This is a genomic window from Azospirillum cavernae, from assembly GCF_003590795.1.
In the GTDB taxonomy this organism is placed as follows: Bacteria; Pseudomonadota; Alphaproteobacteria; order Azospirillales; family Azospirillaceae; genus Azospirillum; species Azospirillum cavernae.
Genome location: NZ_QYUL01000001.1, coordinates 1,064,510 through 1,089,937, shown reverse-complemented (window position 1 = coordinate 1,089,937; position 25,428 = coordinate 1,064,510). Strand labels below are relative to the sequence as shown.

25 protein-coding genes are annotated in these 25,428 nt (G+C 65.4%); 17 read left to right on the top strand and 8 right to left on the bottom strand.

The window, feature by feature from the left end; translation table 11 throughout:
* Positions 1–20 precede the first annotated feature (20 nt).
* The 3 genes from D3877_RS05165 (at position 21) to D3877_RS05155 (ending at position 1,089) form a co-directional block, all read left to right on the top strand.
* A complete protein-coding gene (locus tag D3877_RS05165; protein ID WP_119829647.1) occupies positions 21–224 on the top strand; it encodes a heavy-metal-associated domain-containing protein in 204 nt (67 codons plus the stop codon).
* Between the two features lie 131 nt (positions 225–355).
* Positions 356–586: an FmdB family zinc ribbon protein gene (locus D3877_RS05160; protein ID WP_119829646.1), complete on the top strand. Its 231-nt coding sequence runs from the start codon at positions 356–358 to the stop codon at positions 584–586.
* 59 nt (positions 587–645) lie between these two features.
* On the top strand, positions 646–1,089 hold the full coding sequence (locus D3877_RS05155) for a lysozyme inhibitor LprI family protein (RefSeq protein WP_119829645.1): 444 nt from the start codon (positions 646–648) through the stop codon (positions 1,087–1,089).
* A 48-nt stretch (positions 1,090–1,137) separates the two neighbouring features.
* Here D3877_RS05155 and D3877_RS05150 read toward each other — a convergent pair whose 3' ends face one another.
* From D3877_RS05150 to D3877_RS05140, 3 genes are all read right to left on the bottom strand, one after another.
* Positions 1,138–1,755, bottom strand: coding sequence for a class I SAM-dependent methyltransferase (locus D3877_RS05150; protein ID WP_238474736.1), 618 nt, complete (start codon positions 1,753–1,755; stop codon positions 1,138–1,140).
* 77 nt (positions 1,756–1,832) lie between these two features.
* The gene (locus tag D3877_RS05145) at positions 1,833–2,489 is read right to left on the bottom strand and encodes an exopolysaccharide biosynthesis protein (protein WP_119829644.1); all 657 of its coding nucleotides are present in this window, start codon (positions 2,487–2,489) and stop codon (positions 1,833–1,835) included.
* A complete protein-coding gene (locus D3877_RS05140) occupies positions 2,486–4,387 on the bottom strand; it encodes an ABC-F family ATP-binding cassette domain-containing protein (RefSeq protein WP_119829643.1) in 1,902 nt (633 codons plus the stop codon). The genes D3877_RS05145 and D3877_RS05140 overlap by 4 nt, the downstream gene beginning before the upstream one ends.
* A gap of 214 nt (positions 4,388–4,601) precedes the next feature.
* Here D3877_RS05140 and ndk point away from each other — a divergent pair, with 214 nt between their 5' ends.
* From ndk to D3877_RS05110, 6 genes are all read left to right on the top strand, one after another.
* Positions 4,602–5,024 carry a nucleoside-diphosphate kinase gene (gene ndk / locus D3877_RS05135; RefSeq protein ID WP_119829642.1) on the top strand — a complete coding sequence of 141 codons (423 nt, stop codon included), beginning with the start codon at positions 4,602–4,604 and terminating at the stop codon, positions 5,022–5,024.
* 153 nt (positions 5,025–5,177) lie between these two features.
* Positions 5,178–5,684 carry a hypothetical protein gene (locus tag D3877_RS05130; RefSeq protein ID WP_119829641.1) on the top strand — a complete coding sequence of 169 codons (507 nt, stop codon included), beginning with the start codon at positions 5,178–5,180 and terminating at the stop codon, positions 5,682–5,684.
* Between the two features lie 185 nt (positions 5,685–5,869).
* Positions 5,870–8,434 (top strand): hybrid sensor histidine kinase/response regulator, encoded by a 2,565-nt coding sequence (locus tag D3877_RS05125; RefSeq protein ID WP_238474735.1) that lies wholly within the window; start codon positions 5,870–5,872, stop codon positions 8,432–8,434.
* A 38-nt stretch (positions 8,435–8,472) separates the two neighbouring features.
* Positions 8,473–10,365, top strand: a complete 1,893-nt coding sequence (locus D3877_RS05120; RefSeq protein ID WP_119829640.1) for a response regulator — start codon at positions 8,473–8,475, stop codon at positions 10,363–10,365.
* A 47-nt stretch (positions 10,366–10,412) separates the two neighbouring features.
* Positions 10,413–10,583: a DUF1289 domain-containing protein gene (locus D3877_RS05115; protein WP_119829639.1), complete on the top strand. Its 171-nt coding sequence runs from the start codon at positions 10,413–10,415 to the stop codon at positions 10,581–10,583.
* Positions 10,584–10,858: 275 nt separating this feature from the next.
* Positions 10,859–11,416 (top strand): hypothetical protein, encoded by a 558-nt coding sequence (locus D3877_RS05110; RefSeq protein ID WP_119829638.1) that lies wholly within the window; start codon positions 10,859–10,861, stop codon positions 11,414–11,416.
* A 46-nt stretch (positions 11,417–11,462) separates the two neighbouring features.
* On the opposite strand, the gene D3877_RS05105 is transcribed toward D3877_RS05110, so the two are convergent.
* Positions 11,463–13,448, bottom strand: coding sequence for a lytic transglycosylase domain-containing protein (locus D3877_RS05105; RefSeq protein WP_238474734.1), 1,986 nt, complete (start codon positions 13,446–13,448; stop codon positions 11,463–11,465).
* 36 nt (positions 13,449–13,484) lie between these two features.
* Between D3877_RS05105 and dapA the strand changes: the two genes are divergently transcribed.
* From dapA to D3877_RS05090, 3 genes are all read left to right on the top strand, one after another.
* Positions 13,485–14,360, top strand: coding sequence for a 4-hydroxy-tetrahydrodipicolinate synthase (gene dapA / locus D3877_RS05100; RefSeq protein WP_119830794.1), 876 nt, complete (start codon positions 13,485–13,487; stop codon positions 14,358–14,360).
* A gap of 29 nt (positions 14,361–14,389) precedes the next feature.
* Complete coding sequence (gene smpB / locus D3877_RS05095) at positions 14,390–14,863, top strand: SsrA-binding protein SmpB (protein WP_119829636.1); 474 nt, start codon at positions 14,390–14,392, stop codon at positions 14,861–14,863.
* Between the two features lie 251 nt (positions 14,864–15,114).
* Entirely contained in the window at positions 15,115–16,143 is a 1,029-nt protein-coding gene (locus D3877_RS05090) for a class I SAM-dependent methyltransferase (protein ID WP_119829635.1), read from the top strand.
* A 33-nt stretch (positions 16,144–16,176) separates the two neighbouring features.
* On the opposite strand, the gene D3877_RS05085 is transcribed toward D3877_RS05090, so the two are convergent.
* Positions 16,177–17,163 (bottom strand): aldo/keto reductase, encoded by a 987-nt coding sequence (locus D3877_RS05085; RefSeq protein WP_119829634.1) that lies wholly within the window; start codon positions 17,161–17,163, stop codon positions 16,177–16,179.
* A gap of 97 nt (positions 17,164–17,260) precedes the next feature.
* On the opposite strand from D3877_RS05085, the gene D3877_RS05080 reads away from it, so the two are divergent.
* The gene (locus D3877_RS05080; RefSeq protein WP_119829633.1) at positions 17,261–17,935 is read left to right on the top strand and encodes a TetR/AcrR family transcriptional regulator; all 675 of its coding nucleotides are present in this window, start codon (positions 17,261–17,263) and stop codon (positions 17,933–17,935) included.
* Here the strand turns inward: D3877_RS05080 and D3877_RS05075 are convergent.
* The 3 genes from D3877_RS05075 to metC all read right to left on the bottom strand — a co-directional run bounded on the left by D3877_RS05075 (position 17,913) and on the right by metC (position 20,737).
* Entirely contained in the window at positions 17,913–18,719 is an 807-nt protein-coding gene (locus D3877_RS05075) for a DUF2268 domain-containing putative Zn-dependent protease (protein WP_119829632.1), read from the bottom strand. The two genes, D3877_RS05080 and D3877_RS05075, sit on opposite strands and share 23 nt — an antisense overlap.
* 393 nt (positions 18,720–19,112) lie before the next feature.
* A complete protein-coding gene (gene hisI, locus D3877_RS05070) occupies positions 19,113–19,532 on the bottom strand; it encodes a phosphoribosyl-AMP cyclohydrolase (RefSeq protein ID WP_119829631.1) in 420 nt (139 codons plus the stop codon).
* 26 nt (positions 19,533–19,558) lie between these two features.
* Positions 19,559–20,737, bottom strand: coding sequence for a cystathionine beta-lyase (gene metC, locus D3877_RS05065; protein WP_119829630.1), 1,179 nt, complete (start codon positions 20,735–20,737; stop codon positions 19,559–19,561).
* A 292-nt stretch (positions 20,738–21,029) separates the two neighbouring features.
* Here metC and D3877_RS05060 point away from each other — a divergent pair, with 292 nt between their 5' ends.
* The 4 genes from D3877_RS05060 to D3877_RS05045 all read left to right on the top strand — a co-directional run bounded on the left by D3877_RS05060 (position 21,030) and on the right by D3877_RS05045 (position 25,361).
* Entirely contained in the window at positions 21,030–22,049 is a 1,020-nt protein-coding gene (locus D3877_RS05060) for a transporter substrate-binding domain-containing protein (RefSeq protein WP_119829629.1), read from the top strand.
* Positions 22,050–22,258: 209 nt separating this feature from the next.
* Positions 22,259–23,458: an amino acid ABC transporter permease gene (locus D3877_RS05055; protein ID WP_119829628.1), complete on the top strand. Its 1,200-nt coding sequence runs from the start codon at positions 22,259–22,261 to the stop codon at positions 23,456–23,458.
* Between the two features lie 5 nt (positions 23,459–23,463).
* A complete protein-coding gene (locus tag D3877_RS05050; protein WP_119829627.1) occupies positions 23,464–24,570 on the top strand; it encodes an amino acid ABC transporter permease in 1,107 nt (368 codons plus the stop codon).
* 14 nt (positions 24,571–24,584) lie between these two features.
* Complete coding sequence (locus D3877_RS05045) at positions 24,585–25,361, top strand: amino acid ABC transporter ATP-binding protein (RefSeq protein WP_119829626.1); 777 nt, start codon at positions 24,585–24,587, stop codon at positions 25,359–25,361.
* The last annotated feature ends 67 nt before the right edge of the window (positions 25,362–25,428 follow it).

The window sequence follows — 25,428 nt, the reverse complement described above, 5'->3', positions numbered from 1 at the left end:
CCTCAACAGGAGAGCAGGGCATGGCGGATTCATACAAGGTGGATGGAATGACCTGCGGCGGCTGCGCCCGGTCGGTGTCGAACGCCATCGTCAAGGCGGCCCCGAACGCCGCCGTCACCGTCGATCTGGCGGCGGGCCGGGTGATGGTCGAGGGCGACGTTCCGGCGGACACGGTCCGTCAGGCGGTCGAGGCGGCGGGCTTCGATTTCGGCGGCGCGGCCTGAGCGTCAGCGGCGGGCGCCCGCCGACGCCCTTTTGCTGACGCTGCGCCGCAACAAAACCATTTTATTTTTACGGATATCGGGGCATCCTCGGCGGGTTCGGATCACACCGCGCCCGTTCAGGAGGCCCCGCCATGCCGTTCTATTCCTACCGTTGCGACGCTTGCCAGACTCTGTTTGAAACTCTGGTCCGGGGATCGGACACGCCGGTGTGCCCGTCCTGCGGCTCCGTCGCCTTGACCCGGCAATTGTCGGGCACGGTCGCGGCGGGCAAATCCGCGTCTCTGGTGCAGGGCGCCCGCCAGATGGCGGCGCGCGAGGGGCATTTCAGCAATTACAGCCGCTCCGAACGCCCGAAACGCTGAAAAAGCAGGGTGGGCGTGCTACCCTTTCCCGGTTCAAACATTCTGGGAGGGGGCATCGCATGATGGCGGGGAAGGGAGCGCGCCGCGTCCTGTGCGGCGTGCTGGTCGTGTTGGCGGGCGGTTTTGCCGGTTCGGCGCTGGCCGCCGATCCGCCGGGGTTGGCTCAACGGGTTCTGGCCCAGCCGGTGGAGCCGCGCCCGAGGGATTGCTCGAACGCCGACATGATCGGCCTGAAGATCTGCGCCGCCGCCGAGTTTCGGGCCGCCGACAAGGCGCTCAACGCCGCCTATCAGGCGGCGCGCAAGGAGGCCCCCGACGACAAGGCCCGCGCGCTGCTGCTGGACGGGCAACGGGCGTGGCTGAAATACCGTGACACGATGTGCGAGTGGGAAGGCGACGGCAATTACCGGGGCGGCAGCATGAGCGGGCTGGTCATCCTGAACTGCTTGACCCGCGTCACCACCGATCAAGCCAAAGCGTTGGACGAGGCGATCAAACCCTGATGGAAAACGGGCTGGCGAGGGCGTCCCGCCAGCCCGTCCCCCGGTTTGTCAGCCGCGCCAATAGCCCCAGACGGAGGCGGGCGGCAGATTCAGCGGGGTGAAGCCCAAACGCTTGCCTTGCAGGCCCAGCGCCGCGCGGTTCAGCGGCGAATGCGGCATGAAGGTGTAGAGCAGGAAACGGCCGCCCGGTTGCAGGATGCTGAAGGTGGCCTCGATCACCTCGCGCTGGAAATCCAGCGGGAAGGTGATCATCGGGATGCCGATCACCACGGTGCCGACCTTGCCGGTCTGTTCGGCCCCCAGCAGTGCCGCCGCCTTGCGGCAATCCTCTTTGTAAACCGTGATGTCGGGATAGCGTTCGCCCAGATAGCCAGCGAGTTCGCCGTCGATCTCAAAGCTGACCAGCTTGTCGGCGGGCACGCCCGCTTCCAGAATGGCGCGGGTGACGGCGCCGGTGCCGCCGCCGAACTCGACGACCAGTTGGTCAGGGTTGCGGATGATGTTTTTGCCGATGACCCGGCGCAGCGACGCCGAAGACGGGGCGATCGACCCCATCGCCCAGGGATCGGCCAGCCAGCGCTTGAAGAACAGCCAAGCGGCGGCGGGCGAGTCACCGGATTGCGCAGAGCGGGAGGGGCGGGCGGCGGAGGATGGCGAGACGGTCAAGGCGGGTGCTCCGTTCCGGCGGTTGGGTCGCGGGGGCGGGCCGCCCCGCCCAATCGCGGACAACCGGCGGCGCGCCCTTACCCAGTAGCTGCCAGAAGTTGATGACCTGCGTATGACAGCCCGCTCGCCACCAGGGCGAAAAACACCAACGCCGCCACGGTCAGGCCCAAACCAACGCCAATCGCCGCGCCGTCGCGCTCAATCAGCCCCAGCGCGATCAACACCAGGGCGAAGCCGGGCAGCCAGCCGGTCAGCGGCAGCGGCACGATGCAAGTGAGAGTCAGGATGAACAGCAGCAACCCGAACCAGCGTTCGCGGTCGATGGAGGCCAGCCGGTGATGACGGGGTTTCAGCATCTTCTCAATGCCGACGAGACGCGGCATGGCGACGTCGAGCGTCTTGGCCGCCATCGACCGGCTGACCGAGCGGCGCAGCAGCCATTCGGGCAGCCGCGCGCCGCGCGTCCCAAAGGCGAGCTGCGCGGTGTAGAGCAGGATCGGCAGATCGAACAGGCAGGACACGCCCAGCGGCACCGGGGCGATGGTCGGCAGGGCCACCGCCAACAGGATGGTGCCGAGCGAACGGTCGCCCAGCGCCTGGATCAAATCGCCCAGCGACACGCGGTCCGGCGGAAGATTGGCGCGGAAATGGGCCAGAACGTCGGAGGTCCGTTCCTCCTCCGCGTTCTCCTGAACCGTCAGATCGGTTGAGTCGTTGGGCGCGGGGCGGGTCACGCGCCGACCTCCGCCGCCGCCGTTTCGTAAGCCTCCAGCGCGTCCAGCCACGTTTCCTCAGCGCTGGCGAGCTTCTTGTCGACAACGCCCAGGTCGATTTGCAGCTTGGTCAGCTTGTCCGCCGGGCCGGTGTAGAGCGCCGGATCGGCCATCTTGCCTTCGATCTTGCGCTTTTCCTCGGTCAGCTTGTTGACCAGCGCCTCGGCGTCGGTCGCCTTGCGTTTCAGCGGGGCCAGTGCGGCGCGCGATTCGGCGGCGGCGCGGCGCTGGTCCTTCTTGTTGGGGCCGACGTCGCGGTCGCCCTGGCTGGCGGCCTTCGCCACCGCCCGCTCGGCCTTGGCGCGGTCGAGCAGGAAGCGCCGGTAATCCTCAAGATCGCCGTCATAGGGCTGAACCGTGCCGTTGGCGACCAACAGCAGCCGGTCGGCGGTCAGCTCGATCAAATGGGGATCGTGGCTGATGAGGATGACCGCGCCGGGGAAATCATTGATCGCCTCGATCAAGGCCTCGCGGCTGTCGATGTCCAGATGGTTGGTCGGTTCGTCCAGCATCAGGATGTGCGGGACTTCGCGGCTCATCAGGGCCAGCAGCAGGCGCGCCTTTTCACCGCCCGACAGGTCGGCGATCTTGGTTTCCGCCTTGCTCTGCTGGAAGCCGAAACGCCCGAGATGGGCGCGGACCTTTTCCTCCAGCGCCAGCGGCATGATGCGCTGGGTTTGCTGGATCGGGGTTAGCGACAAATCCAGCTCTTCGGATTGGTGCTGGGCGAAATAGCCGATGCGCAGCTTCGACGGGCGGCGCATTTCGCCCGCCATCGGCTGCAAGCGCCCGGCCAGCAGCTTGACCAGAGTCGATTTGCCGTTGCCGTTGGCGCCCAGCAGGGCGATGCGGTCTTCCATGTCGATGCGCAGATCGACCCGGCGCAGGATCGGCTTGTCGCCATAGCCGATGGTCACGCCTTCCAACGCGATCAGCGGCGGGGCCATCTCGTCGGGCGCCGGGAAGTTGAAGACGACCTCGGCGTCGTCCTCCATCAGCGTGATGGTTTCCATCTTTTCCAGCAGCTTCAGGCGGCTTTGCGCCTGACGGGCCTTGCTGGCCTTGAAACGGAACCGATCGACATAGGCCATCATGTGCTTGCGCCGGGCGTCCTGCTTGGTCGCCATCGACTGCAAGCGTTCCTGGTTGGCCCGGCGCTGGCGCAGGAAGGAATCGTAATTGCCGCTGTAGGTGACGAGCTTTCCATTGTCGATGTGGATCGTCGTCGTCGGCACCGCGTTCAACAATTCGCGGTCATGGCTGACCAGCAGGATCGTGTGCGGGTAATTCTTCAGATAGCCTTCCAGCCAGATCGTCGCTTCCAAATCCAGATGGTTGGTCGGCTCGTCCAGCAGCAGCAGGTCGGGGCGGGAGAACAGCACGCCCGCCAGCGCCACGCGCATCCGCCAGCCGCCGGAGAAATCCGAACAGGGCCGTTGCTGCGATTCGGCGTCGAAGCCCAGACCGGACAGCACCTGCGCGGCGCGGGCCGGGGCGGAATGCGCCTCGATGTCGGCCAGCCGGTTGTGAACCTCGCCGATGCGCATCGGGTCGGTCGCCGTTTCGGCCTCCGCCAACAGGGCGGTGCGCTCCTTGTCGGCGGCCAGCACGGCGTCGATCAGGGTGGTCGGCCCGGCGGGCGCCTCCTGCGCCACCATGCCCATCCGCATGCCGCTGGGCAGCGTCACCGCGCCGTCGTCGGTCTGGAGCTGACCGGAAATCAGCTTCAACAGAGTGGATTTTCCGGTGCCGTTGCGCCCAACCAGCGCCACCCGGTGCCCCTTGGAGACAACCGCCGTGGCGTGATCGAACAACACGCGCCCGCCGAAGCGAAAGGTCAGATCATTGATGTGCAGCATGACGCCGGTGGATGTAGCACGCGGCCCCCGCGAAGAGAAGCGGCGCAACCGCATGGCGGTTTCTTGACATTGTCGCCGCCGGGCGGTTCGCCGCGCGGAACAGGGTTGCCGCGCCGCGCCGTCGCCTCTATAAAGCCGCGCAATCGGCGCCCCGGACAACGGCGGCGCCCAAATGTTTTTCATCCAAGCTCTGCATCCGTAGGAGTCCACCGCCATGGCCGTTGAACGCACCCTCTCGATCATCAAGCCCGACGCCACCCGCCGCAACCTGACCGGCAAGATCAACGCCAAGTTTGAAGACGGCGGTCTGCGCATCGTCGCCCAGAAGCGCGTTCAGCTCTCGCAGGCTCAGGCCGAGTCCTTCTACGGCGTCCATCGCGAGCGTGGCTTCTTCAACGATCTGGTCTCCTTCATGATCTCCGGCCCGGTGGTCTTGCAGGTTCTGGAAGGCGAGAACGCCATCGCCCGCAACCGCGAGATCATGGGCGCCACCAACCCGGCGAACGCCGCCGAGGGCACCATCCGCAAGGAGTTCGCCGAGTCCATCGAAGCGAACTCGGTCCATGGTTCGGACGCCCCGGAAACCGCCGCTCAGGAAATCGCCTATTTCTTCGCGGGTTCCGAGATCGTCGGCTGATAAAAACGGCTCGGGCTTCGGCCCGGCGTTTTGCGGAAGGCCGCTCCCGAAAGGGGGCGGCCTTTTGCGTTGGTGGACAGAATGGGCAAAGTCGCGTATTCGGAAATTCCCTTATCCGCCATCCTTGGTGGAGTTTTCAGGAGCAGCGACGCGATGGACAGCAAACCCTCGAAACCCATCATCGCGGCGCTTCTGGAGCCGTTGCCCGTCCTCACCCAGGGCCAGAATGATTTGGCCGACGAGGGCGTCGTCCGTCTGCTGGTGCGCGGCTTCATCGACCTCAGCCTCGCCGCCTTTCAGGAGGTGCTGCACAAGGGGCTGGCGGAGGATGACGCCATCGACGGCATCAACCGGCAGGCCACGGCGCTGAATTCCGTGTTCTTCGGAACCAGCGGCATCAGCAACGTCGTCACCCATCCGTGGAACAGCCCGGAACAGCTTGGCGCCTTTCTGAAGGACACCGTCGCGCTGGATTTTCCCGAGGATGATTGCGTCCGCGCCATGCTGATTCATCTGGCGACCCAGCTCATGCACGCCCTGCGCCTGCCCGACGAGGACCGAAACGAGGAGGTCGAGGCGCTGACGCTGGACGCCGCCGACCTGCTGTTGGGCCGCGCGCCGCAGGACGATGACGAAATCGACATTGATATCAGCATGTAAGATAACATTTATCGACTTGGCGCGAACGAGCGTCATCTTTTTCGCGTCAAGTTGATTGAAATTTCCCGATGGTTGAAAGATTTAATCACCATCACGAAACGTCGCGTTAACGGCTTATCTCTTAAGACAGAGGACGTTTGGCGGATGAACGCCGACAAACGCCCTCTTTGCTCGACGGAGGTTCCGTGGACGTTGCCGACGATTCAAGTTCCACGCGCAATCGGATTGGCGCTCCGTCTGGGCTGACGGCGGCGCTTCCCTCGCTTTTGGCAGGGTTGGCGGGGCTTGGCGCCATCGCCGGGCTGACGGCGTCGGGCGAAACGTCCGGGCTTGCCCTCGGCGCCTTGACGGCGATGACCGCGCTGGCGGGCTGGGGGCTGCGCCAGTCCTTGAGCGCGTCGGCGACACTGCGCCGCGCCAACGACGCTCTGCTGAACGCTGCCGAGGATCTGCGCGACAGCCGCCGCCGCGCCCGCGATTTCACCGAGGCGTCCACCGATTGGTTTTGGGAAACCGACGCCAACCATCGCTATCTCTTCATCTCGGACCGGCTGGGCGAGATCCTGAACGCCGATCCGCGCGCGCTGTTCGGCGACACTCTGCTGGATCTTGAGCCTCTGGTCGAAGACGCCCACACCTGGATGGAATACCGCGCCGACATCGTCGCCGGTCGGCCCTTTCAGGATTTGGAGATTTCCGTCGCCGACGCCGACGGGCGCGCGCTGATTCTGCGGCTCAACGCCACGGCGGTGCGCGACCCGCAGGGGCGCTTTCTGGGCTATCGCGGCTGCGGCATCGATTGCACGGCGGAAACGCTGGCGCTGGTCGAGGCGCGCTTCATGCAGACGGTGGTCCATGACGCGCTCGACAGCATTTCCGAAGGCTTCGTGCTGTTCAACGCCGATGGGCAATTGTTGATCTGCAACGAGCGTTACCGGCAGGCCTACCCCAACATCGCCGATCTGTTGACGCCGGGCGCCAGCTTCGCCGACATCCTCCGCACGGCGGCGGAGCGCGGCGGTTATGAGGGGGAGGGCGACGTCGGCGCCTGGGTGGAGCAGCGCTTGAAGCGCCATTTGCGCCATTCCGCCCCGGTCGATGGCCTGCTGTCCGATGGCCGTTGGTATCGCATCAGCGAGCACGCGACCGGGGCGGGCGGCGTGGTCAAGCTGTTGATGGACATCACCGAACTGAAGAGGCGCGAAGAGGAGCTGGCCGGGCAGACCAACCGCCTGGAAGTCACCGTGTCGGCCCTGCGCGAGAGCGAGCGGCGTTACCGCCAACTGGTCGAGCTGGCCCCCTATGGCATCGTCATCTGGGACCGCGCGGCCATCCGCTTCGCCAACACCGCCGCCGCGTCGATTCTGGGCGTCGGCGCCGATGGGTTGGAGGGCGCGCCGCTGGCCCGTTTCCTCGACGACGGCCCGGCGCTGGAGGCGCGACTCGCCGCCGCCGCCGAGGGCGCCGGTTTGCGGGTGGAGTGCGAAGCCGTCCGGCCATCGGGCGAAAGCCGCTTTCTGGAGGTCCGCGCCTCGCCCGCCGCCTACCGTGGCAAGCCGGCGGTGCTGCTGGTGCTGAACGACGTCACCGACCATCGCCGGGTCGAAGGCGAGTTGCAGCGCGCCCAGAAGATGGAGGCGGTCGGCCGCATGGCGGGCGGCATCGCGCATGAGTTCAACAACATGCTGACCGCCATCGGCGGCTTCGCCCGTCTGGCCGAACGCAACCCCGGCGACGCGCCGCGCGTGCTGACCTGCGTGCAGGAGATCGCCAAGGCGTCGGAGCGGGCGGCGGCGTTGACCAGCCAATTGTTGGATTTCTCCCACCGCCGGGTGTCGGAGGAGCGGGAAATCGTCGCCATCGCCCCGCTGGTCCGCGATCTGCGCGTGTTCCTGAAGCCGCTCATCAGCGCCGGGATCGAGGTGGTCATAAACCTGACGGACGAACCCGCCCACACGCTCATCAACCCGGTCACGCTCAATCAGGCTTTGCTGAATCTGGCCTTGAACGCGCGCGACGCCATGCCGACCGGCGGCGCCCTGACCATCGCCGTGTCGGTGGAAACCCCCGACCGCGCCTTTTTCGCCCGTCACGGCGGTCTGGCGCACGGGCGTTACGCGGTGGTGCGCGTCGCCGACCAGGGAACCGGCGTGCCAGACGCCATCCGTGATCGGATTTGGGAACCCTTCTTCACCACCAAGGAGCCGGGCAAAGGCACCGGCCTTGGCCTGTGGATGGTCTATGGCGCGGCCCAACAGGCGGGCGGGGTCGTGGAGTTGGAAAGCGCGCCGGGGCAGGGGACGTGCTTTGCCGTCTATCTGCCCATCGTCGCGCCGCCCGCCGTCGCCAGCGGTCCCGAAACCCGCCTGATCGCCGACGGCGACAGCGCGTCCATCCTGTTGGTGGACGATGAGGCGTCGGTCCGCACCTATCTGCGGCTGGCCCTGGAAGAGGCGGGCTGCGTGGTGACGGAGGCCGCCGACGGGGTGGAGGCTTTGGAGCGTTACGACGAGGCGGGCGGCCTGTTCGACGCCGTGGTGTCGGACGTGTCGATGCCGCGCATGAACGGCCCCGATCTGGCCCGCGCCCTGGAAGAGCGCAACCCCGGCCTGCGCATTCTCTTCCTGACCGGCTACGCCTCGAAGGAAACCGCCGCCGGGCTGACCGCGCAGGCCGGGCGGCGGATCGTCATGAAGCCGGTGCCGCCGGAACGGTTGCTCCAAGCCTTGAGCGATCTTCTGGCCGATTGACCGGCGCCATTTCTGTTTGATGTGAGGAGCGGGCGCCCATGGCGTCGGACACCAGCAAACCCCTTGACGATCTTGACCTTGACGGCGCGACGGAGACGGTGGAGTGCCGCGAGCCGGCGGATTTCTACGCCCCGGCGGCGCGCGACAGCGTCGGGCGATTCTGTCGGCGTTTTCTGGATGAAAACGCGCTGACGGCGACGGAGCTGCTGCACAACAACCGTCATCAGAACGCGTTGTCGAACACCGCCACCTTCGTCGCGATTCTGGCCCAGGCCGAACGGGCGTTGGAGCGCAAAGGCGCGCTGACCCCGCTGGTCAACGAACTGGCCCGGCTGACGCGCGAACGGGCCAAGGACACCCCGCCGCCCGAACTGACGCCGAACAGCTACGCGGCGACGGCGGCGACGCTGCTGACCAAGGGCGGCTTTCTTGGCCGCTTCCTGCTCGACGCGGCGCTCGCCCAGCATGTGATCGCGGAGCGCGGCTTCGCCGACAAGGCCAAGGCCCTGCTGGCTCTGGCCGAAGCGACCGAGGATTCCGAGGCGCTGGCCCCCATCGAGCGGCTGTTGGGGGAAATTTTCGCCAGCGACGCCGGAACCGCGTCCTGCGCCCAGGATTCGGCTTTTGCCGTCTTGATCGACTTGATCGTCACGCTGGTGGCCGTTGACCGTCCGATGCCGGACACCGCGCCGCCGATCTTCCGCCGTCTGGCCGCGTTGATGGGGCGCAGCGCTATGCCGGGCCTGCGCGACGCGTTGACGGCGGCCTTCCGGCGGGAGATGAGCAAGCCGTCCTTCTTCACCATCGCCAGCGCCGGGGACATGCACGGCATCGACGCCGTTCAACGCGAGATCCTGGCGTTGAGCGACCTGTCCGCTCGTCTGCGCCTGTCCGAACCCGGGGCCAACGGCGCCTATCACGGCGGGGCCAAAACGGAAAACGCGCTGCAACGGCGCACCGCCATTCTGGTGAACGAGGACACCGTCCCGGAAATCACCAAGGGCCGCAATCTGGCGCAGAAGCTGCGGATCCTGTTCATTCTGCAAAAGATGCCGCTGTCGCCCAGCGCCGCGCGGGCGGTGAACGATTATCTGAAAAGCTTCTTCGACAGCCGCGATTTCCCTGGCCGCATCCTGGATTGCTGGAAAGAACGGGCGGAGAAGCTGAAGGGGCTGGCCGAGGTGCAGGGCATGGTTTTGACCAGCGCCTTTTCCGCCGAGGATCGCGAGTGGATCGCCGGGCAGGTGGACGACATCCAAAACGCCTATCTGCGCACCCAGCGCGTTCTCGCCCCGCTGGTCCAGGCCAAGGAGGATCCGCACCCCGACGCGGTTCTGGAGATCGTCCGGCTGGCGGGCGAGGGGGCCTTTTGCAAGGGAAAGAGCCGGATGGCGGTCGCCCGCGTCCTGTACCGGCAAACCCACCGGGTGCGCTTCGTCCGTGGCTTTTTGTTGAACGCGTCCAGTTCCAAAGAGCGGTTGGCGCGGGCGGAGTGGCTGCGCAAATCGCTGGCGGTCGTCGGCGTTCCCTTCCTCGATCTGGCCAACCAACGGGTGCTGGCGGTGGATGATGAAGAGGGGCCGCGCAACTTCGTCACCTCCGTCCTGCGCGATCTCGGCGTCGGCCACATCGACACGGCGTGCGACGGGCAGGAGGCGCTGGACCGTCTGACCGGGCCGGGCGGCGGCGATTACAACCTCATCATCTGCGATTGGATGATGCCCAAGCGGAGCGGCCTGGACGTGCTGAAGCGCGTCCGCGCCATTCGCGCCGACGTGCCGTTTCTGATGGTGACGGCGCTGGCGACGCTGGAGGCGGTCAAGCACGCGCTGGCCCACCATGTCAGCGGCTACATCGCCAAGCCCTTCACCCCCGACCAGTTGGAGGAAAAGATCTTCCTGGTTCTGGCGCAGAGCGGCATGGTGGAGTAAGGGAAGCCGTCGCGTCTGGCGACGGTCAAACGAGTTGGACCTTGCGAATGAGCGTCGATCCGGATTGCCTGGGCATGTGCGCGATGGACGGCGACGTCTGCACGGGTTGCGGGCGAACGCTGGACCAGATCAACGCCGCGCTGGGCGGCGATGACGAGGATTCTGACGGCCAAGAGGATGGACAGACGGCTGGCGGTCAGGCGGCTGGCGGGCGCTGATGGCCCAGCCCGCAGGGTGATCGCATTTGGGATTTGATCGACGATTTTCCGCTACGAATGCCCTTCTCCCCTTGCGGGAGAAGGGTTGGGATGAGGGGGGCGGCAACCGTGGACCGTTGGAAACCAGACTTGCGCCCCCTCACCCCAACCCCTCTCCCGCAAGGGGAGAGGGGCTTTGTTTGCGAACGAAATCCATATGCGATTGCCCCGGCGTCGCTGGTAGCGCAGCGTTGAATCAGTCTTTGATGGTGGGAACGCGAATGCGAACCAACAGGATGAACCGCGTGTGCCTCGCCGCCGCGCTGGCCGGACTTATCGCGGCTCCGACGGCGGAGGCCGCCACCCGCACGCGTCCGCCGGTCGCCGAACTGTCGGCGGATCTGAACGGCGACGGAGTGCCCGACCGCGTGGTCATGTCCGGCGAAGACGACGAGGTTGATGTGACCGTCTATCTGAGCGAGGGCGGCCGCTTGCCGGACAAACCGACGCTCCACAAACAGGCGGTTGGTTGGAAGGGCGCGATGGCGGGAACCGAACCCAGCATGTCGGCGACGCCGCGTGGGTCGCTGATTCTGGTGTTCCAGAATGATTCCGTCGGTCGGGACCGCTGGCGTCAGCAATTGACCGTCGCCGTCCGCAACAACGCTTTGGTGGTCGCGGGCTACACCTACACGGCGCGCGACACGCTCGACCCCAAGAACGGCTTCACCTGCGACGTCAATCTGTTGTCGGGCAAGGGCCAACGCAACGGCAAGCCCTTCACCGTGCCGACCACGCCGCTGCCGTTGGCCGACTGGAACGACACGACGATCCCGCCGGAATGCGCGTTCTGACGACGCGGACGCCGATGGGAACCGTCCCCTCGGCGTCCGCCAACGCTCAGCGCCGCAAATCGCGGTCGAGGTTCAGGTCGGCGTTCGGCCCCTGCAAGCGGGCGCGGTAGACCAAAACCGCCTCCATCACCCGCTGGACATAGTTGCGCGTCTCATAGATCGGAATCAGCTCGATCCAATCGACCGGGTCGATGTTGCCGCTGCGCGGGTCGCCATAGGCCTGGATCCATTGCCGCACCCGGCCCGGCCCGGCGTTGTACCCGGCGATGGCCAGAATGTAGGACCCGTTGAAACGGTCGATCAACTCGCTGAGATAGGCCGATCCCAGCGTCATGTTGTAGGCCGGATCGGCGGTCAGCCGGGGCGTCGTGTGCTTCAGCCCCAGCTTTCCCGCCACCAACTGCGCCGTGCTGGGCATCAACTGCATCAATCCGCGCGCCCCCGCCGACGAGACGATTTGCGTGTTGAAGGTGCTTTCCTGGCGGATGACGCCATGAATCAGCGCCGGTTCCGGGGCGCTGGGCCGCTCGTTGATGACCGGATAACCGGCGTCGACCAGGAACACCTCGTTCTGCGCCGCGTCCTTGGCGGCGGCGACCGCCAGATCGCGCCGTCCGATCTCGCTCGCCAACCGGGCGGCCAGCGTGTAATCGGCGGGCGTTTTGGATTCCAGGCTGATCCGCCGCAGGAAGGCCGCCAGCCGGTCATCGTCGCGCCCCAGAATGTCGGACAGCATCCGGGCGACCTGCACCAACTCCCGCCGCTCGAACGCGGTGGCGTCGGCGTTGGACACCGATGGCGGGGCGGGCAGGGTGACGGTTCCGTTGGCCAGATGGCGGGCGGACAATTGCCCGTAAAAGGTGGTGCCGTAGGGCGCGGCCTTGGCGTACCACTCGTTGGCTTGGGTGGTCTGGCCCAACGCTTCCGCCGCCCGCCCGCACCAATAGGCCCCGCGCGCCTTGCTGATGGGCGCGGTGACGGAGCGGTAGAGCTTGTGGAAATGACCAAAGGCGTCCGACGGCTGGTCCAGAAAGCGCAAGGCCACGAACCCGGCGAGGAATTCGGCCTCGGCCAAACCCGCCCCGTCCTTTTGCCCGTGGGCCTTGACCAACCGATAGGCCAGATTGAAATCGCCGCGTTCGATGGCGCGGCGGGCCAGCAATTGGCGCTCGCTCCACCAGGCTTGCGGGCGGCCCATGTCGGTCGGGGCCTGGGCGATGATCGCCAGCGCCGTCGCGTCGTCGCCCTTGCGGCGGCTGTAGCGGGCGCGGTCGAACAGCAGGCCGGGGTCGTTGGCGAGGTTGGGGGCCACCCGCGCCACCGCCGCGTCGGCCCCACTGGTGTCGCTGTCCAGCGCGACGCGCGCCTCGATCAACGTGTCATACGCGTCGTCGAACAGCGGCAGCATCCGGCGGGCCGCCGCTCCCTGCCGGTCCCACAGCAGCCGGTCGATGCGCGTCTTGTGATCCTGCGGACGCAGATAGGAGCGGTAGCGGGCGAGGAAGGCGGCCTCCTCCTCGGCGGTGAAGGTCGCGTCGGTCCAGCGCGTGCGAATGAGCGGCGTGGCGCGCTCGGCGCTGCCCGTGCCGATCAGGCTGTCGGCGTAGAGCAGGAAGCCGTCGTTGGACAGCGGCGGGTATTGCCGGAACCACTCCAGAACCATCGCGGGGTCGCTGTCGATCGGCAGCGTCTTTTCCGCCTGACGGCGCAATTGCGCCAGATTGGGCCAGGACGGGTTGTCGCGGACGAAGGCGGCGATCTCGGCGAAGCTGGCCCCGCCGGTCGGCGCGGTCAGGGCCAGCCAGCGGATGACCTTGGCGGGCAGCCGTTCGGACGCCTGGGCGGCGAGCCGTTGCGCCTCGTCGAGTCGCTCATTGTCGGCGGCCTTGAAGGCTTGCCGGTAGAGCGCCGCGTCGGACGCGCTGAGCGCGGCGGCGTTGGCGGGAAGGCTGAGCGGAAGGCAGAGCAGGGCGGCGGCCAGAGCAATCCGGGCGCTCTTGCCCACAGCGGCGGGGAGGTCTAATGTGCGCAACTCTTTTTTTCCAGCAGTCCGTCTGAGGAGGCAGCCATGTTCCACGGTTCCATCGTCGCTCTCTTGACTCCGTTCAAGGGCGGGAAAGTGGATGAGGCTGCGTTCCAGTCCTTCGTGGAATGGCATGTCGCGCAAGGCACCCACGGCCTCGTCCCCTGCGGCACCACCGGCGAATCGCCCACGCTCAGCCATGAGGAACACAACCGCGTCGTCGAGCTGTGCATCGAGGCGGCGGGCGGCAAGGTTCCCGTCATGGCGGGCAGCGGCTCCAACGCGACCGACGAGGCCATCGCGCTGACCCGTCACGCCAAGAAGGCGGGCGCGCAGGCGGCGCTCGTGGTCACGCCCTATTACAACAAGCCGTCTCAAGAGGGTCTGTACCAGCATTTCAAGGCGATCCATGACGCGGCGGATTTTCCGATCTTCATTTACAACATTCCGGGCCGCAGTGTCGTGGATATGTCGGTGACGACGATGGCGCGGCTGGCCAAGCTGCCCAACATCGTCGGCGTGAAGGACGCCACCGCCGATCTGTCCCGCCCGTCCCGCCTGTTGACGGAGGTCGGCCCCGACTTCATCCAACTGTCGGGCGAGGACGCCACCGCGATGGCCTTCAACGCCCAGGGCGGCGTCGGCTGCATCTCGGTCACGGCGAACATCGCTCCGGCGCTGTGCTCGGCCATGCAGACGGCGTGGGCCAAGGGCGATCTGAAGGAAGCCTTCCGCCTGCGCGACGTGCTGTCGCCGCTGCACGACGCCATGTTCGTGGAAACCAGCCCGGCCCCGGTGAAGTTCGCCGCCAGCCTGCTGGGTCTCGCCACCGACGAGGTGCGCCTGCCGCTGGTTCCGGCGACTGAAAGCGCCCGCGCCGCCGTGCGCGCGGCCATGACCAAAGCCGGTCTGCTGTCCTGATCGGACGGTAGGCCGCAAGGAGAAAGCCTTTGTCGCGCGACACAGAAGTAAAAAAATACGCGGCGCAAAACCGCCGTGCGCGCTTCGACTTCTTCATCGACGACACCTTGGAGGCCGGCATCATGCTGACCGGCACCGAGGTGAAGTCGTTGCGCGGCGGCCGCGCCAGCGTGAACGAGTCTTACGCCGGTCTGAAGGGTGGGGAGCTGTTTCTGTTCAACGCCTACATCCCCGAATATCTTCAGGCCGGGCGCTGGCTTCAGCACGAGCCGAAACGCCCGCGCAAGCTGCTGATCCGCCGCCGCGAGCTGGACAAGCTCGCCGCTGGCGTCAAGCAAAAGGGCATGACGCTGATTCCGATGTCGATCTATTTCAACGACCGTGGCATGGCCAAGGTCGAGATCGGCGTCGCCACCGGCAAGAAGAAGCACGACAAGCGCGAAACCGAAAAAGAACGCAGTTGGCAGCGCGACAAGGCGCGGCTGATGCGGGACAAGAATTGAAGCAAAAGCCGAATGCGGCGAGAAGCCCTTCTCCCCTTGCGGGAGAAGGGTTGGGATGAGGGGTGCCCGGCCAAGGGCCGGGAAGGTCGCTTTTCCACCCTCACCCCAACCCCTCTCCCGTCAAGGGAGAGGGGCTTTTCGCCGTGTTGACGGTGTTCGCCAATTGCGCGTTTAGCGTCTCCTGACGCCTTTGCGGCTGACGCCCTTGGCGTCGGACCAGATTTTCCCAAGCCAGAGAAGAGTTGAAGCCTGTGAGCCGATTGGACAACCGCGCGACGGATCGCGATTCCACCATCGCCGCCGTCGCGGCGGAGGCGTTGAGCGAGCGCAAGCCGCAGGGCCGGATTCTCGTCGCCTTCGATTCCGACGGCGGCATCGCCCAGGCGTTGACGGAGGGCGGGGCGCAGGTCGTTCCCTGGCTGCGTTTGGCGCAGGACGGCAAGACGGCGACGGCGTGGCCGCCCGACGGGGGCTTTGACGGCGCGGTTCTGCGCCTGCCGCGCGGTTGGGCCTCGTTCGAGATGGCCTTGCACGCGCTGGCCGCCCGCCTGCCGGTCGGCGCGCCGCTGTGGATCGTCGGCAGCAACGACGAGGGCGTGACCTCGGCGGTCAAGCATTTTGACGGGCTGGTCGAGGGGGTGGAAACCCTCATCATCAAGCGCCGCGCGCGGGTTCTGGAAACCCACCGCACCGCCGAACCCGCCCATGGCGCGCTGGAGGATTGGCGGCAAACGGTCAGCCTGCCCTTGCCGGAACCGGCGGCGGCCTTGGAACTGACCTCCTACCCCGGCCTGTTCGCCCATGGTCATCTCGACGCCGGGACCGAATGCCTGTTGCGCGTGCTGCCAGAGATCGCGGCGGGCGTGCGGGTGCTGGATTTCGGTTGTGGCGCGGGCGTCATCGCGCGGGCGGTGCGCGAACGCCAGCCCGAGGCGCTGTTGACCCTGCTGGACATCGACGCGGTGGCCCTGCACGCCGCCCGCCAGAATGTGCCCGACGCCGAAATGGTGTTGAGCGACGGTCTGGCCGGTCTGGGAACCCGCGAGCGTTTTGGCCTGATCCTGTCGAACCCGCCGCTCCATCGCGGCAAGGACGAGGATTTCAGCATGCTGGAGGCCCTGGTCGCCGGGACCAAGCAGTATCTCAAGCTGCGCGGCACGCTGATCGCGGTGACGCAGCGCACGGCGGGCGTCGGCAAGCTGTTCAAGACCGCCTTCGGCCACGCCGAGATGCTGCTGGAAACCCCGCAATTTCAGGTCTGGTCGGGGACGCCGAAGTAACCGGCGCCTCCCGCCCGGAAGCCCGAAAACCCGTCAGGCGTTCAGGCCGCGCATTCCCGCCGCCGGGTAACGGTCGCCGCTGGCCGCCCCCGGCGGGATCGCCGCCGACAAGGCCGCGACCTCTTCGGGCGACAGGACGACGGAGGCCGCGCCGACATTCTCCTCCAGATAGGGGATCCGCTTGGTGCCGGGGATCGGCAGGATGTCCGGCCCCTGGGCCAGCAGCCAGGCCAAGGCCACCTGTCCCGGCTTGCAGCCCTTGGCCTCGGCCAGCGCCGTCACCGCATCGACCAAGCGCAGGTTGGCGTCCAGATTGCCGTCCTGAAAACGCGGCGACAGACGGCGGAAATCATTGTCCGCCAACTGCTTTTGATCGCTGATCGTCGCCGTCAGCAGGCCGCGCCCCAACGGCGCGTAGGCCACCAACGACACGCCGAGATCCCGGCAGGTCGGCAGCACGTCCGCCTCCATGTCGCGGGTCCACAGCGAATATTCGCTTTGCACGGCGGCGATGGGGTGGATGGCGTGGGCGCGGCGCAGGGTGGCGGCGGACACCTCGCACAGGCCCAGCGCCCGAATCTTGCCCGCCCGCGCCAGATCGGCCATGGCGCCGACGGTGTCCTCCACCGGCACATCGGGGTTCAGGCGGTGGGCGTAATAGAGGTCGATGACCTCGACGCCCAAACGCTTCAGCGACTCCTCGCAGGCTTGGCGCAGATAGGCCGGGCTGCTGTCGATGCTGCGGTCATAGACGCCGGGCTGGCGGACGATGCCGAATTTGGTCGCCACCACCACGCGGTCGCGCTTGCCCGCCAGAAAGCGGCCCAGCAGCGTCTCGTTGTGGCCGGAGCCATACATGTCCGCCGTGTCGAAATGGGTGACGCCCAGTTCCAAGGCCCGTTCCAGCGTGGAGAGCGATTGGGTTTCGTCGGTTGGGCCGTAAAATTCCGACATGCCCATGCAGCCCAGACCAAGGGCCGAAACGGTCAGCGAAGAACCACCCAGGGTGCGCGTGTCCATGGTTTTCCTCTCCCGCCCCGATCCAGGGCGGATTACAGTGATGCGGGATGTCAGATAAGTACACTACACTGTGCAGTGTACTTTCAAAGGGAGAGCCATGTCAACCGGGCGCGACACAACAGGGATTCCGACAGCAGGAGTTCCAGCCACAGGGGTTCCGAGCAAGGCGCGCGGCGACGCCAAACGCCGCGCCGTGGTCCAGGCGGCCACCCGCGCCTTCGTCACCCAGGGCTACGAGGCGACTTCGATGGACGCCATCGCCGCCGACGCCGGGGTGTCCAAACGCACCGTCTACAACCATTTTCCCGGCAAGCGCGACCTGTTCCGCGCCGTGGTCGCCGGTCTGTATGAGGGCTTGAACGTCGCCGAATCCGACCGATTGGCGCCCGATCAACCGCCGGAAACCGTGCTGCCCGCCTTCACCCGCGAATTGCTGACCCACATGCGCCGCCCAGAGGTGAAAGGGCTGCTGCGTCTGGTCATCGCCGAACACCAGCGCTTCCCCGATCTGGCCGAGGATTATCTGAAGGAAGGCAAGAGCCGTGCCGTCGCCCTGCTGGAAACCTACATCGCCAGCCAACACGCGCGCGGACGCCTGAACGCGCCCAACCCAGCGACGGTCGCCAGCCAGTATCTCGGCGGCGTCAAAGAGGTGATGTTCTGGCCGACCATGCTCGGCCTGCCGGTGACGGCGGACGACGAAACGGTGATCGCCGACGCGGTGGGCCAGTTGATGCGGGCCTATGGCGTTACGCGTCAAACAAATCCATGACGGGACCAAGGATGTCGGCGGTTGGCGCGCCGTGCAAAGCGCTGGCGCGGGCGTCCGGGTTTCGCCTCAGATATTCCTGGACGATTCGGTAGCCAAGGCTGTAGCCCGTCCAACGGGGGATGCCGTCCTCCTCCTTCCCAAAAAACCAAGCGTCGTAATCATAGCGTTGATGATCGAGGATCGGTTTGACCCGACGCAGGAAAACCTGAAGCTGGTCTTCCGACAGCGCGTGATCCCAATATTGGCCCTTGCCGTCAAAGATCTCATCGGTGAAATGGTCGGCAAGCCCTTCGGAAATGAGGGCGTCGGCAAACACCGTGTTGTAGCCGAAGCTGGCGGAACGGGTGCAGTGATGAACTTCGTGAGCAAGGGTTTCTTGCAAGGTCTGGCCCAGATGCTGTGAAAAATTCGGATTTTCGGGATCCAAGGTGATGAAAATCAAGCCAATTCCGTGCACATAACCAGCATGACCGAATTCTGGAATCACATAGCCCGACAGGCGTTGATACAGAACATCGACGGGCGGGGCGGACAAAGCCCGTTCGATCCGCTCCATGGCCTGACTGGTCTGCTCCAGAATCCCTTCTTTCCATGGCGACAGGTCGCCTTGAGATTCGAGAAAATGAACCGCCCAGCGTGACATCCGATCTCCCTCCTGTTCCTTCACGGGGCGACGTTGAAACAGCAGGCTCCGCCGCCTGTCTCCTCCGCCCACAGCGTGGAATGACCGTGAGGGTCCACCAACCTTCGGGCGGTATGCAACCGGATTTTCACAACGCCCCATTGGCCCGCCGGACGCCTTCCGAAGGGGGAGGGGGAGCGCAGAACCAGGACAGAAAAAAGCCGGATCATCCTGAAAGGATGTCCGGCTTAAGGGAATACAGGGAGGTTTAGAGACGAACAGACCCTATCCGAAGGTCATAAAGGCGGCGTTGATCCACATCAAATAAGACGAATTTGTATTCAAGTTTTTCGCGTGAAACGGAGCGGACAAAAAATGAGCCGGGCATCCATAGGAATGCCCGGCGCAGTCGAATACAGGGAGGGTTTTGAGACAAGACAATCTCTATCCCTTTTGGCCGAACCATCCTTTGACATGGATCAAGCAAGCTTGGGATTGTCGGGCCGCCGCGCTGCGGCAAACTGACCGATCCTCGGGATTCCCCAAAAAGCAGGTTCAGCCGTGGCTGTGGCCGTGATGGCCGTACAACTCGCTCGGATCGGTCTGGACCTCTTGGATGATCTCCAGTTTGCCGTCGCGCCAGGCGCGGTAGAAGCAACTGCGCCGCCCGGTGTGGCAGGCGACGCCGTCCTGTTCGACGATCAACAGCAGGGTGTCGCCGTCGCAATCGACCCGGAAATCCTTCAACCGCTGGACCTGCCCGGAGGTCTCGCCCTTGCGCCACAGCCCGCCGCGCGAGCGCGACCAATAGCAGACGCGGCCCGTGGTCAGCGTTTCGATGACCGAGTCCCGGTTCATCCAGGCCATCATCAGAATCTCGCCGCCGCCCTCGGCCTGGGCGATGGCCGGAACCAGCCCGTCGGCGTTGAACAGGATGGCGTCCAACACGTCCGCGAACGCGGTGGCGTCCGTCATGACAAAATCCTTTCAAACACAGCCGGTCAAAGCGCGGCGTTGAGACGGCGGAACGCGTTGTCCAGATCGCGGATCAAATCGTCGGGATGCTCCAACCCGGCGTGCAGGCGCAGCAACGGCCCCGGCTCCGTCCAGCGCGTGGCGGTGCGCACCCCCGCCGGGCGGGCGGGCAGGATCAGGCTTTCAAAGCCGCCCCAGGAATAGCCAAGCCCGAACAGCTCCAAACCATCCAGCATCGCCGCCAGCGCCGCGCGCGGCACCGGGTTGAGAAGGGCGGAGAACAGGCCGCTGGAGCCGGTGAAATCCCGCTTCCACAGGGCGTGGCCGGGGAAATCGGCGCGGGCCGGGTGCAGAACGCGGCTGACTTCCGGGCGGGCGGCCAGCCAATCGGCCAGAATCAGCGCGCTTTCCTGATGCTGCTTCAGGCGAACCGACAGGGTGCGCAGGCCGCGCAGGCCCAGGAACAGATCGTCCGGCCCAGCGCAGACGCCAAAGCGGGTGGCGGTCTTTTTCACTGTGGTCCACGTCGCTTCGTCGCGGCAGACGATGATTCCCAGCATCGCGTCGGCATGGCCCACCATGTATTTGGTCGCCGCGTGGATCGACACGTCCACCCCATGCTCGAACGGGCGGAAGAACAGCGGCGTCGCCCAAGTGTTGTCGATCATCACGACGGCGCCAACCGCCTTGGCCGCTTTGGCGATGGCCGGAACATCCTGAATCTCGAAGGTCAGCGAGCCGGGCGATTCGAGGAAGACGACGCGGGTGTTGGGGCGCAGCAGCGCCGAAATCCCGGCCCCGACGCAGGGATCGAAGAATTCGACCTCGACGCCATAGGGAATCAGCGTCTCATTGGCGAATCGGCGGGTCGGCCCATAAGCGGTGTCGGTGATCAGCACATGGTCGCCCGCCTTGGTGAAGGCGGACAGCGCGGTGGCGATGGCGGACAGGCCCGATCCGGTGTTGACCGCGCGGAAACCGCCCTCCAACTCCGCCGCCGCCTGTTCAAAGGCGAAGGTGGTCGGGGTGCCGACGCGCCCGTAATTGATGATCTCAAACGACCGGCGGTCGCTGTCCTCCAGCGCGTCCAGAGTCGGAAACAGCACGGTCGAGCAATGATAGACCGGCGGATTCACGATGCCGTGGTTGGCGCGCGGGTCGCGTCCGGCATGGACCAGAGTGGTGTCCTTGGCAACGTCCTTCATCGACTGTCCGTTTCGCTGGATACTGTTCGTGATCGGGCGAACATCTTCGCACTCCCCGGCGGGAACGGCCATAGGCGATTCTGCGGGAAGGGTCTGAGGCCATTGGCTTCTTCTGGTAACACCAGCGACGCACAGAGGATTCGACAAGGCGGATCAAGTTGATGCACTCTTGTCCTGCGTGCATGGCTGCGTCGCGCTTGCTGAGGGATTCCTGATGAAAGCGCCCGTGGCCACGCCCGTCGTCAGACCGCTCCAACGCGGATAACGCAAGAACAGGGTGGAGTTACAGATTATGAAATCGGGAATCCTGGCCGCCGCCGCTGCGGCCGTGGTTGTTACCGCTACCGCCGGTGCTCAGGCGGCGACGCTTGACACCGTCAAATCGCGCGGCTTCGTGCAGTGCGGCGTCAACGCCGGCCTGCCGGGCTTCGGCAGCCCGGACAGCGCGGGCAACTGGACCGGGTTGGACGTCGATTATTGCCGCGCCGTCGCCGTGGCGATCTTCAACGACCCCAACAAGGTCAAATTCACCCCGCTGTCGGCCCAGCAACGCTTCCCGGCCATCCAGTCGGGCGAAGTTGATCTGCTGTCGCGCAACACCACCGTCACGCTGACCCGCGACACCTCGGTCGGCTTGAACTTTGCGCCCGTCACCTATTACGACGGCCAGGGCTTCATGGTGAACAAGAAGCTCGGCGTCAAAAGCGCCAAGGAGCTGAACGGCGCCACGGTCTGCGTCCAGTCCGGCACCACCACCGAACTGAACCTCGCCGACTTCTTCCGTTCCAACAACATGAGCTACAACCCCGTCGTCATCGAGTCGAACGACGAGGTCAACGCCGCCTACTTCGCGGGCCGTTGCGACGTGCTGACCACCGACGTCTCCGGTCTGGCCGGAACCCGCGCCGGTGTGGCCCCGGTGCCGGATGACCATGTCATTCTGCCGGAAGTCATCTCCAAGGAGCCGCTGGCCCCCGCCGTCCGTCATGGCGACGACCAATGGTTCGACATCGTCAAGTGGACGATCAACGTGGCGATCCAGGCCGAAGAGTTCGGCATCACCTCGAAGAACGTCGACGAGTTCGTGAACTCCAAGAACCCGGACATCCTGCGCTTCCTCGGCACCACGCCGGGCATGGGCAAGGCGTTGGGCCTGGACGAGAAATACGCCTACAACGTCGTCAAGAAGGTCGGCAACTACGGCGAGGTTTTTGACCGCAACGTCGGCCCCGGCACCCCGCTGAAGCTGGAACGCGGTCTGAACGCGCTGTGGACCAAGGGCGGCCTGCAATATTCCGCGCCGTTCCGGTAAGCCAGTCGCTTGTGGGCCGCCTTCCGCAAACAGGGGCTGGGCGGCCCGCCGATGACGAGAGCGGTCGCGAAGGGCGCCAGTGAAGCGCCCGCGCAACAGACCGCATTGGGAGACATGGTCGCATCCGTCGGTGTGGGAATTTGGCCCGGAAAAAAATCCGGGATCGCGAGGACACCGAACGGATCGCGATGGTTTGGGGGAGAGTATCCGTGGCGACACAGACCCGGACCACTGGCGGCGCCCCGGCGCCCGGTGGCTCATCGTTTTCCCTCAGCGACCCGACAGTCCGCGCCGTCGTCTACCAGGTCTTGGTGGTCGGCGCGGTTGTTTTGGTCGGCTGGTTTTTGATTTCCAACACGCTCGACAATCTCGCGCGGCGGTCCATCGCCACCGGATACAGTTTCCTGGAGCGTGAAGCGGCCTTTGGCATCGGCGAGCATGTGATCGATTACTCGCCCAAGGACAGCTATGGGCGGGCCTTCCTGGTCGGCGTCTTGAACACGCTGAAGGTGTCGATCATCGGCGTCATTCTGGCGACGATCATCGGCACGCTGATCGGCGTGGCGCGTCTGTCCAGCAATTGGCTGATCGCCAAGCTGGCCTCAACCTATGTCGAGATCGTCCGCAACATCCCGCCGCTGCTGCAACTCTTCTTCTGGTACGCGCTGGTGTCGGACGGCTTGCCGCCGGTCCGCTCGGCGCTCAACCCGATTCCCGGCGTGTTCCTGTCGCAGCGCGGCCTGTTCGTGCCGGCGCCCTCGGCCGATCCCGTCTGGACGATGATGGGGATCGCCTTTCTGGTCGCGGTCGTCGCGGCCTATGTCCTGCGGCGCTGGGCCAAGGCCCGGCAGGCGCGCACCGGCCAGATCTTTCCGGTCGGCTGGACGGCGCTGGGGCTGATGATCGGTCTGCCGCTGATCGCCTATGTCGCGGGCGGCGCGCCGACGGCGCTCGACATGCCGACGCTGAAGGGCTTCAACTTTGTCGGCGGCATGGTTCTGTCGCCCGAGTTCTTCGCGATCCTGATGGGCTTGACCATCTACACCGCCGCCTTCATCGCCGAGGTGGTGCGCAGCGGCATCATCGCCGTCAATTGGGGCCAGACCGAGGCGGCGCGCGCGCTCGGCATCCCCAGCGGCCCGACCCTGCGGCTGGTGATTCTGCCCCAGGCGCTGCGGGTGATCGTGCCGCCGCTGACCAGCCAGTATCTGAACCTGACCAAGAACAGCTCGCTGGCCTTGGCCATCGGCTATCCCGATCTGGTGTCGATCGCCAACACCACCTTGAATCAGACCGGGCAGGCGATCGAGGGCGTGACGATGATTATGGGCACCTACCTGTCGATCAGCCTCAGCATCTCGATCTTCATGAACTGGTACAACAAGCGCATCGCGCTGGTGGAGCGGTAACGGCCATGACCGACAACGTGCAAAGCGTCGGCCTGCCGGACGAACGTCCGCCGGCCAACACCGTCGGCCCCATCGCGTGGCTGCGGAACAATCTGTTCAACACCTGGTACAACGCCATCTTGACGGTGCTGGTTCTGGCCCTGTTGGGGTCGGCGATCCCGCCCTTCGTCGATTGGCTGTTCATCAACGCCCACGGGTTGGACGCCTCTTCGGCGGTGTGCCGCAAGGACAACAGCGGGGCTTGCTGGGGGTTCATCGGCGAAAAGCTGCGCTTCATCCTGTTCGGCACCTTCCCCTATGAGCAGCAATGGCGCCCTCTGCTGACCATTGTCATTTTCATCACCTTGCTGGTGGCCAGTTGCGACCGTCGTTTCTGGAAGCCCTGGCTGGGTCTGGTCTGGATCGCGGGTTTCCTGTCCGTCGCGGTTCTGATGTGGGGCGGCGTGCTGGGTCTGACGCCGGTGGAAAACACCCTGTGGGGTGGTCTGCCGCTGACCCTCATCCTGTCGGTGATCGGTTTGGCCGTGGCCTTTCCCGCCGCCATTCTGCTGGCGTTGGGGCGGCGGTCGAACATGCCCGCCGTCAAGGTTCTGTGCGTCACCTACATCGAGCTTATTCGCGGCGTGCCGCTCATCAGCCTGCTGTTCATGGCCTCGGTCATGCTGCCGCTGTTCCTGCCGAACGGCGTGTCGATCGACAAGCTGCTGCGCGCCCAGATCGCCTTCATCATGTTCGCCGCCGCCTACATGGCCGAAGCGATCCGTGGTGGGTTGCAGGCGATTCCCAAGGGGCAGTATGAGGCCGCCGACGGCTTGGGCCTCAGCTATTGGCAGAAGATGCTGAAGATCATTCTGCCGCAGGCGCTGGCCATCGCCATTCCGCCGCTGGTGAACACCTTCATCAGCTTTTTCAAGGACACCTCGCTGGTCATCATCATCGGCCTGTATGATCTGCTTGGCGCGGGCAAGGCGGCGCTGTCCGACCCGTCCTGGCGCGGTTTTTACCGCGAAGCCTATCTGTTCGTCGGCGTGATCTATTGGATTTTCTGTTTCAGCATGTCCAAGTACAGCCAAAAGCTGGAACGTGACCTGAATCGCAGCCATCGTCGCTAAGGGAGCGCACCATCATGTCCCAGGCCGCCCAACAGGCCCGTCACATCCCGAGCGGCGAAGAGATCATCCGCTGCACGGGCGTCAACAAGTGGTACGGCGAGTTCCACGTTCTGAAGAACATCGAGCTGAGCGTCCAAAAGGGCGAGCGCATCGTCGTCTGCGGCCCGTCCGGGTCGGGCAAATCGACGATGATCCGCTGCCTGAACCGGCTGGAAGAGCACCAGAAGGGGACCATCGTCGTTGACGGCATCGAGCTGACCAACAATCTGAAGAACATCGAGCTGGTGCGCCGCGAGGTCGGCATGGTGTTCCAGCATTTCAACCTGTTCCCGCATCTGACCGTGCTGGAAAACTGCACGCTCGCCCCGATCTGGGTCCGCAAAAAGCCCAAGGCCGAGGCCGAGGAGATGGCCATGCGCTATCTCAAGCGCGTGCGCATCGCCGAACAGGCCAACAAATACCCCGGCCAATTGTCGGGCGGTCAGCAGCAGCGCGTCGCCATCGCCCGCTCGCTCTGCATGAATCCGAAGGTGATGCTGTTCGACGAGCCGACCTCCGCCCTTGACCCGGAAATGGTCAAGGAGGTGTTGGACGTCATGATCGGGTTGGCCGAAGACGGCATGACCATGCTGTGCGTCACCCACGAAATGGGCTTCGCCAAGTCGGTCGCCGACCGGGTGATCTTCATGGACCGTGGCGAGATCGTCGAGCAGGACACGCCCGATTCCTTCTTCACCAACCCGAAGTCGGAACGGACGCGTTTGTTCCTCAGCCAGATCCTGAATCACTGACAACTTGTAACAAACCCAATTTTTTTTCGGTGTGCGACGCAATAACCAATGGCGTCGCACACCGGAT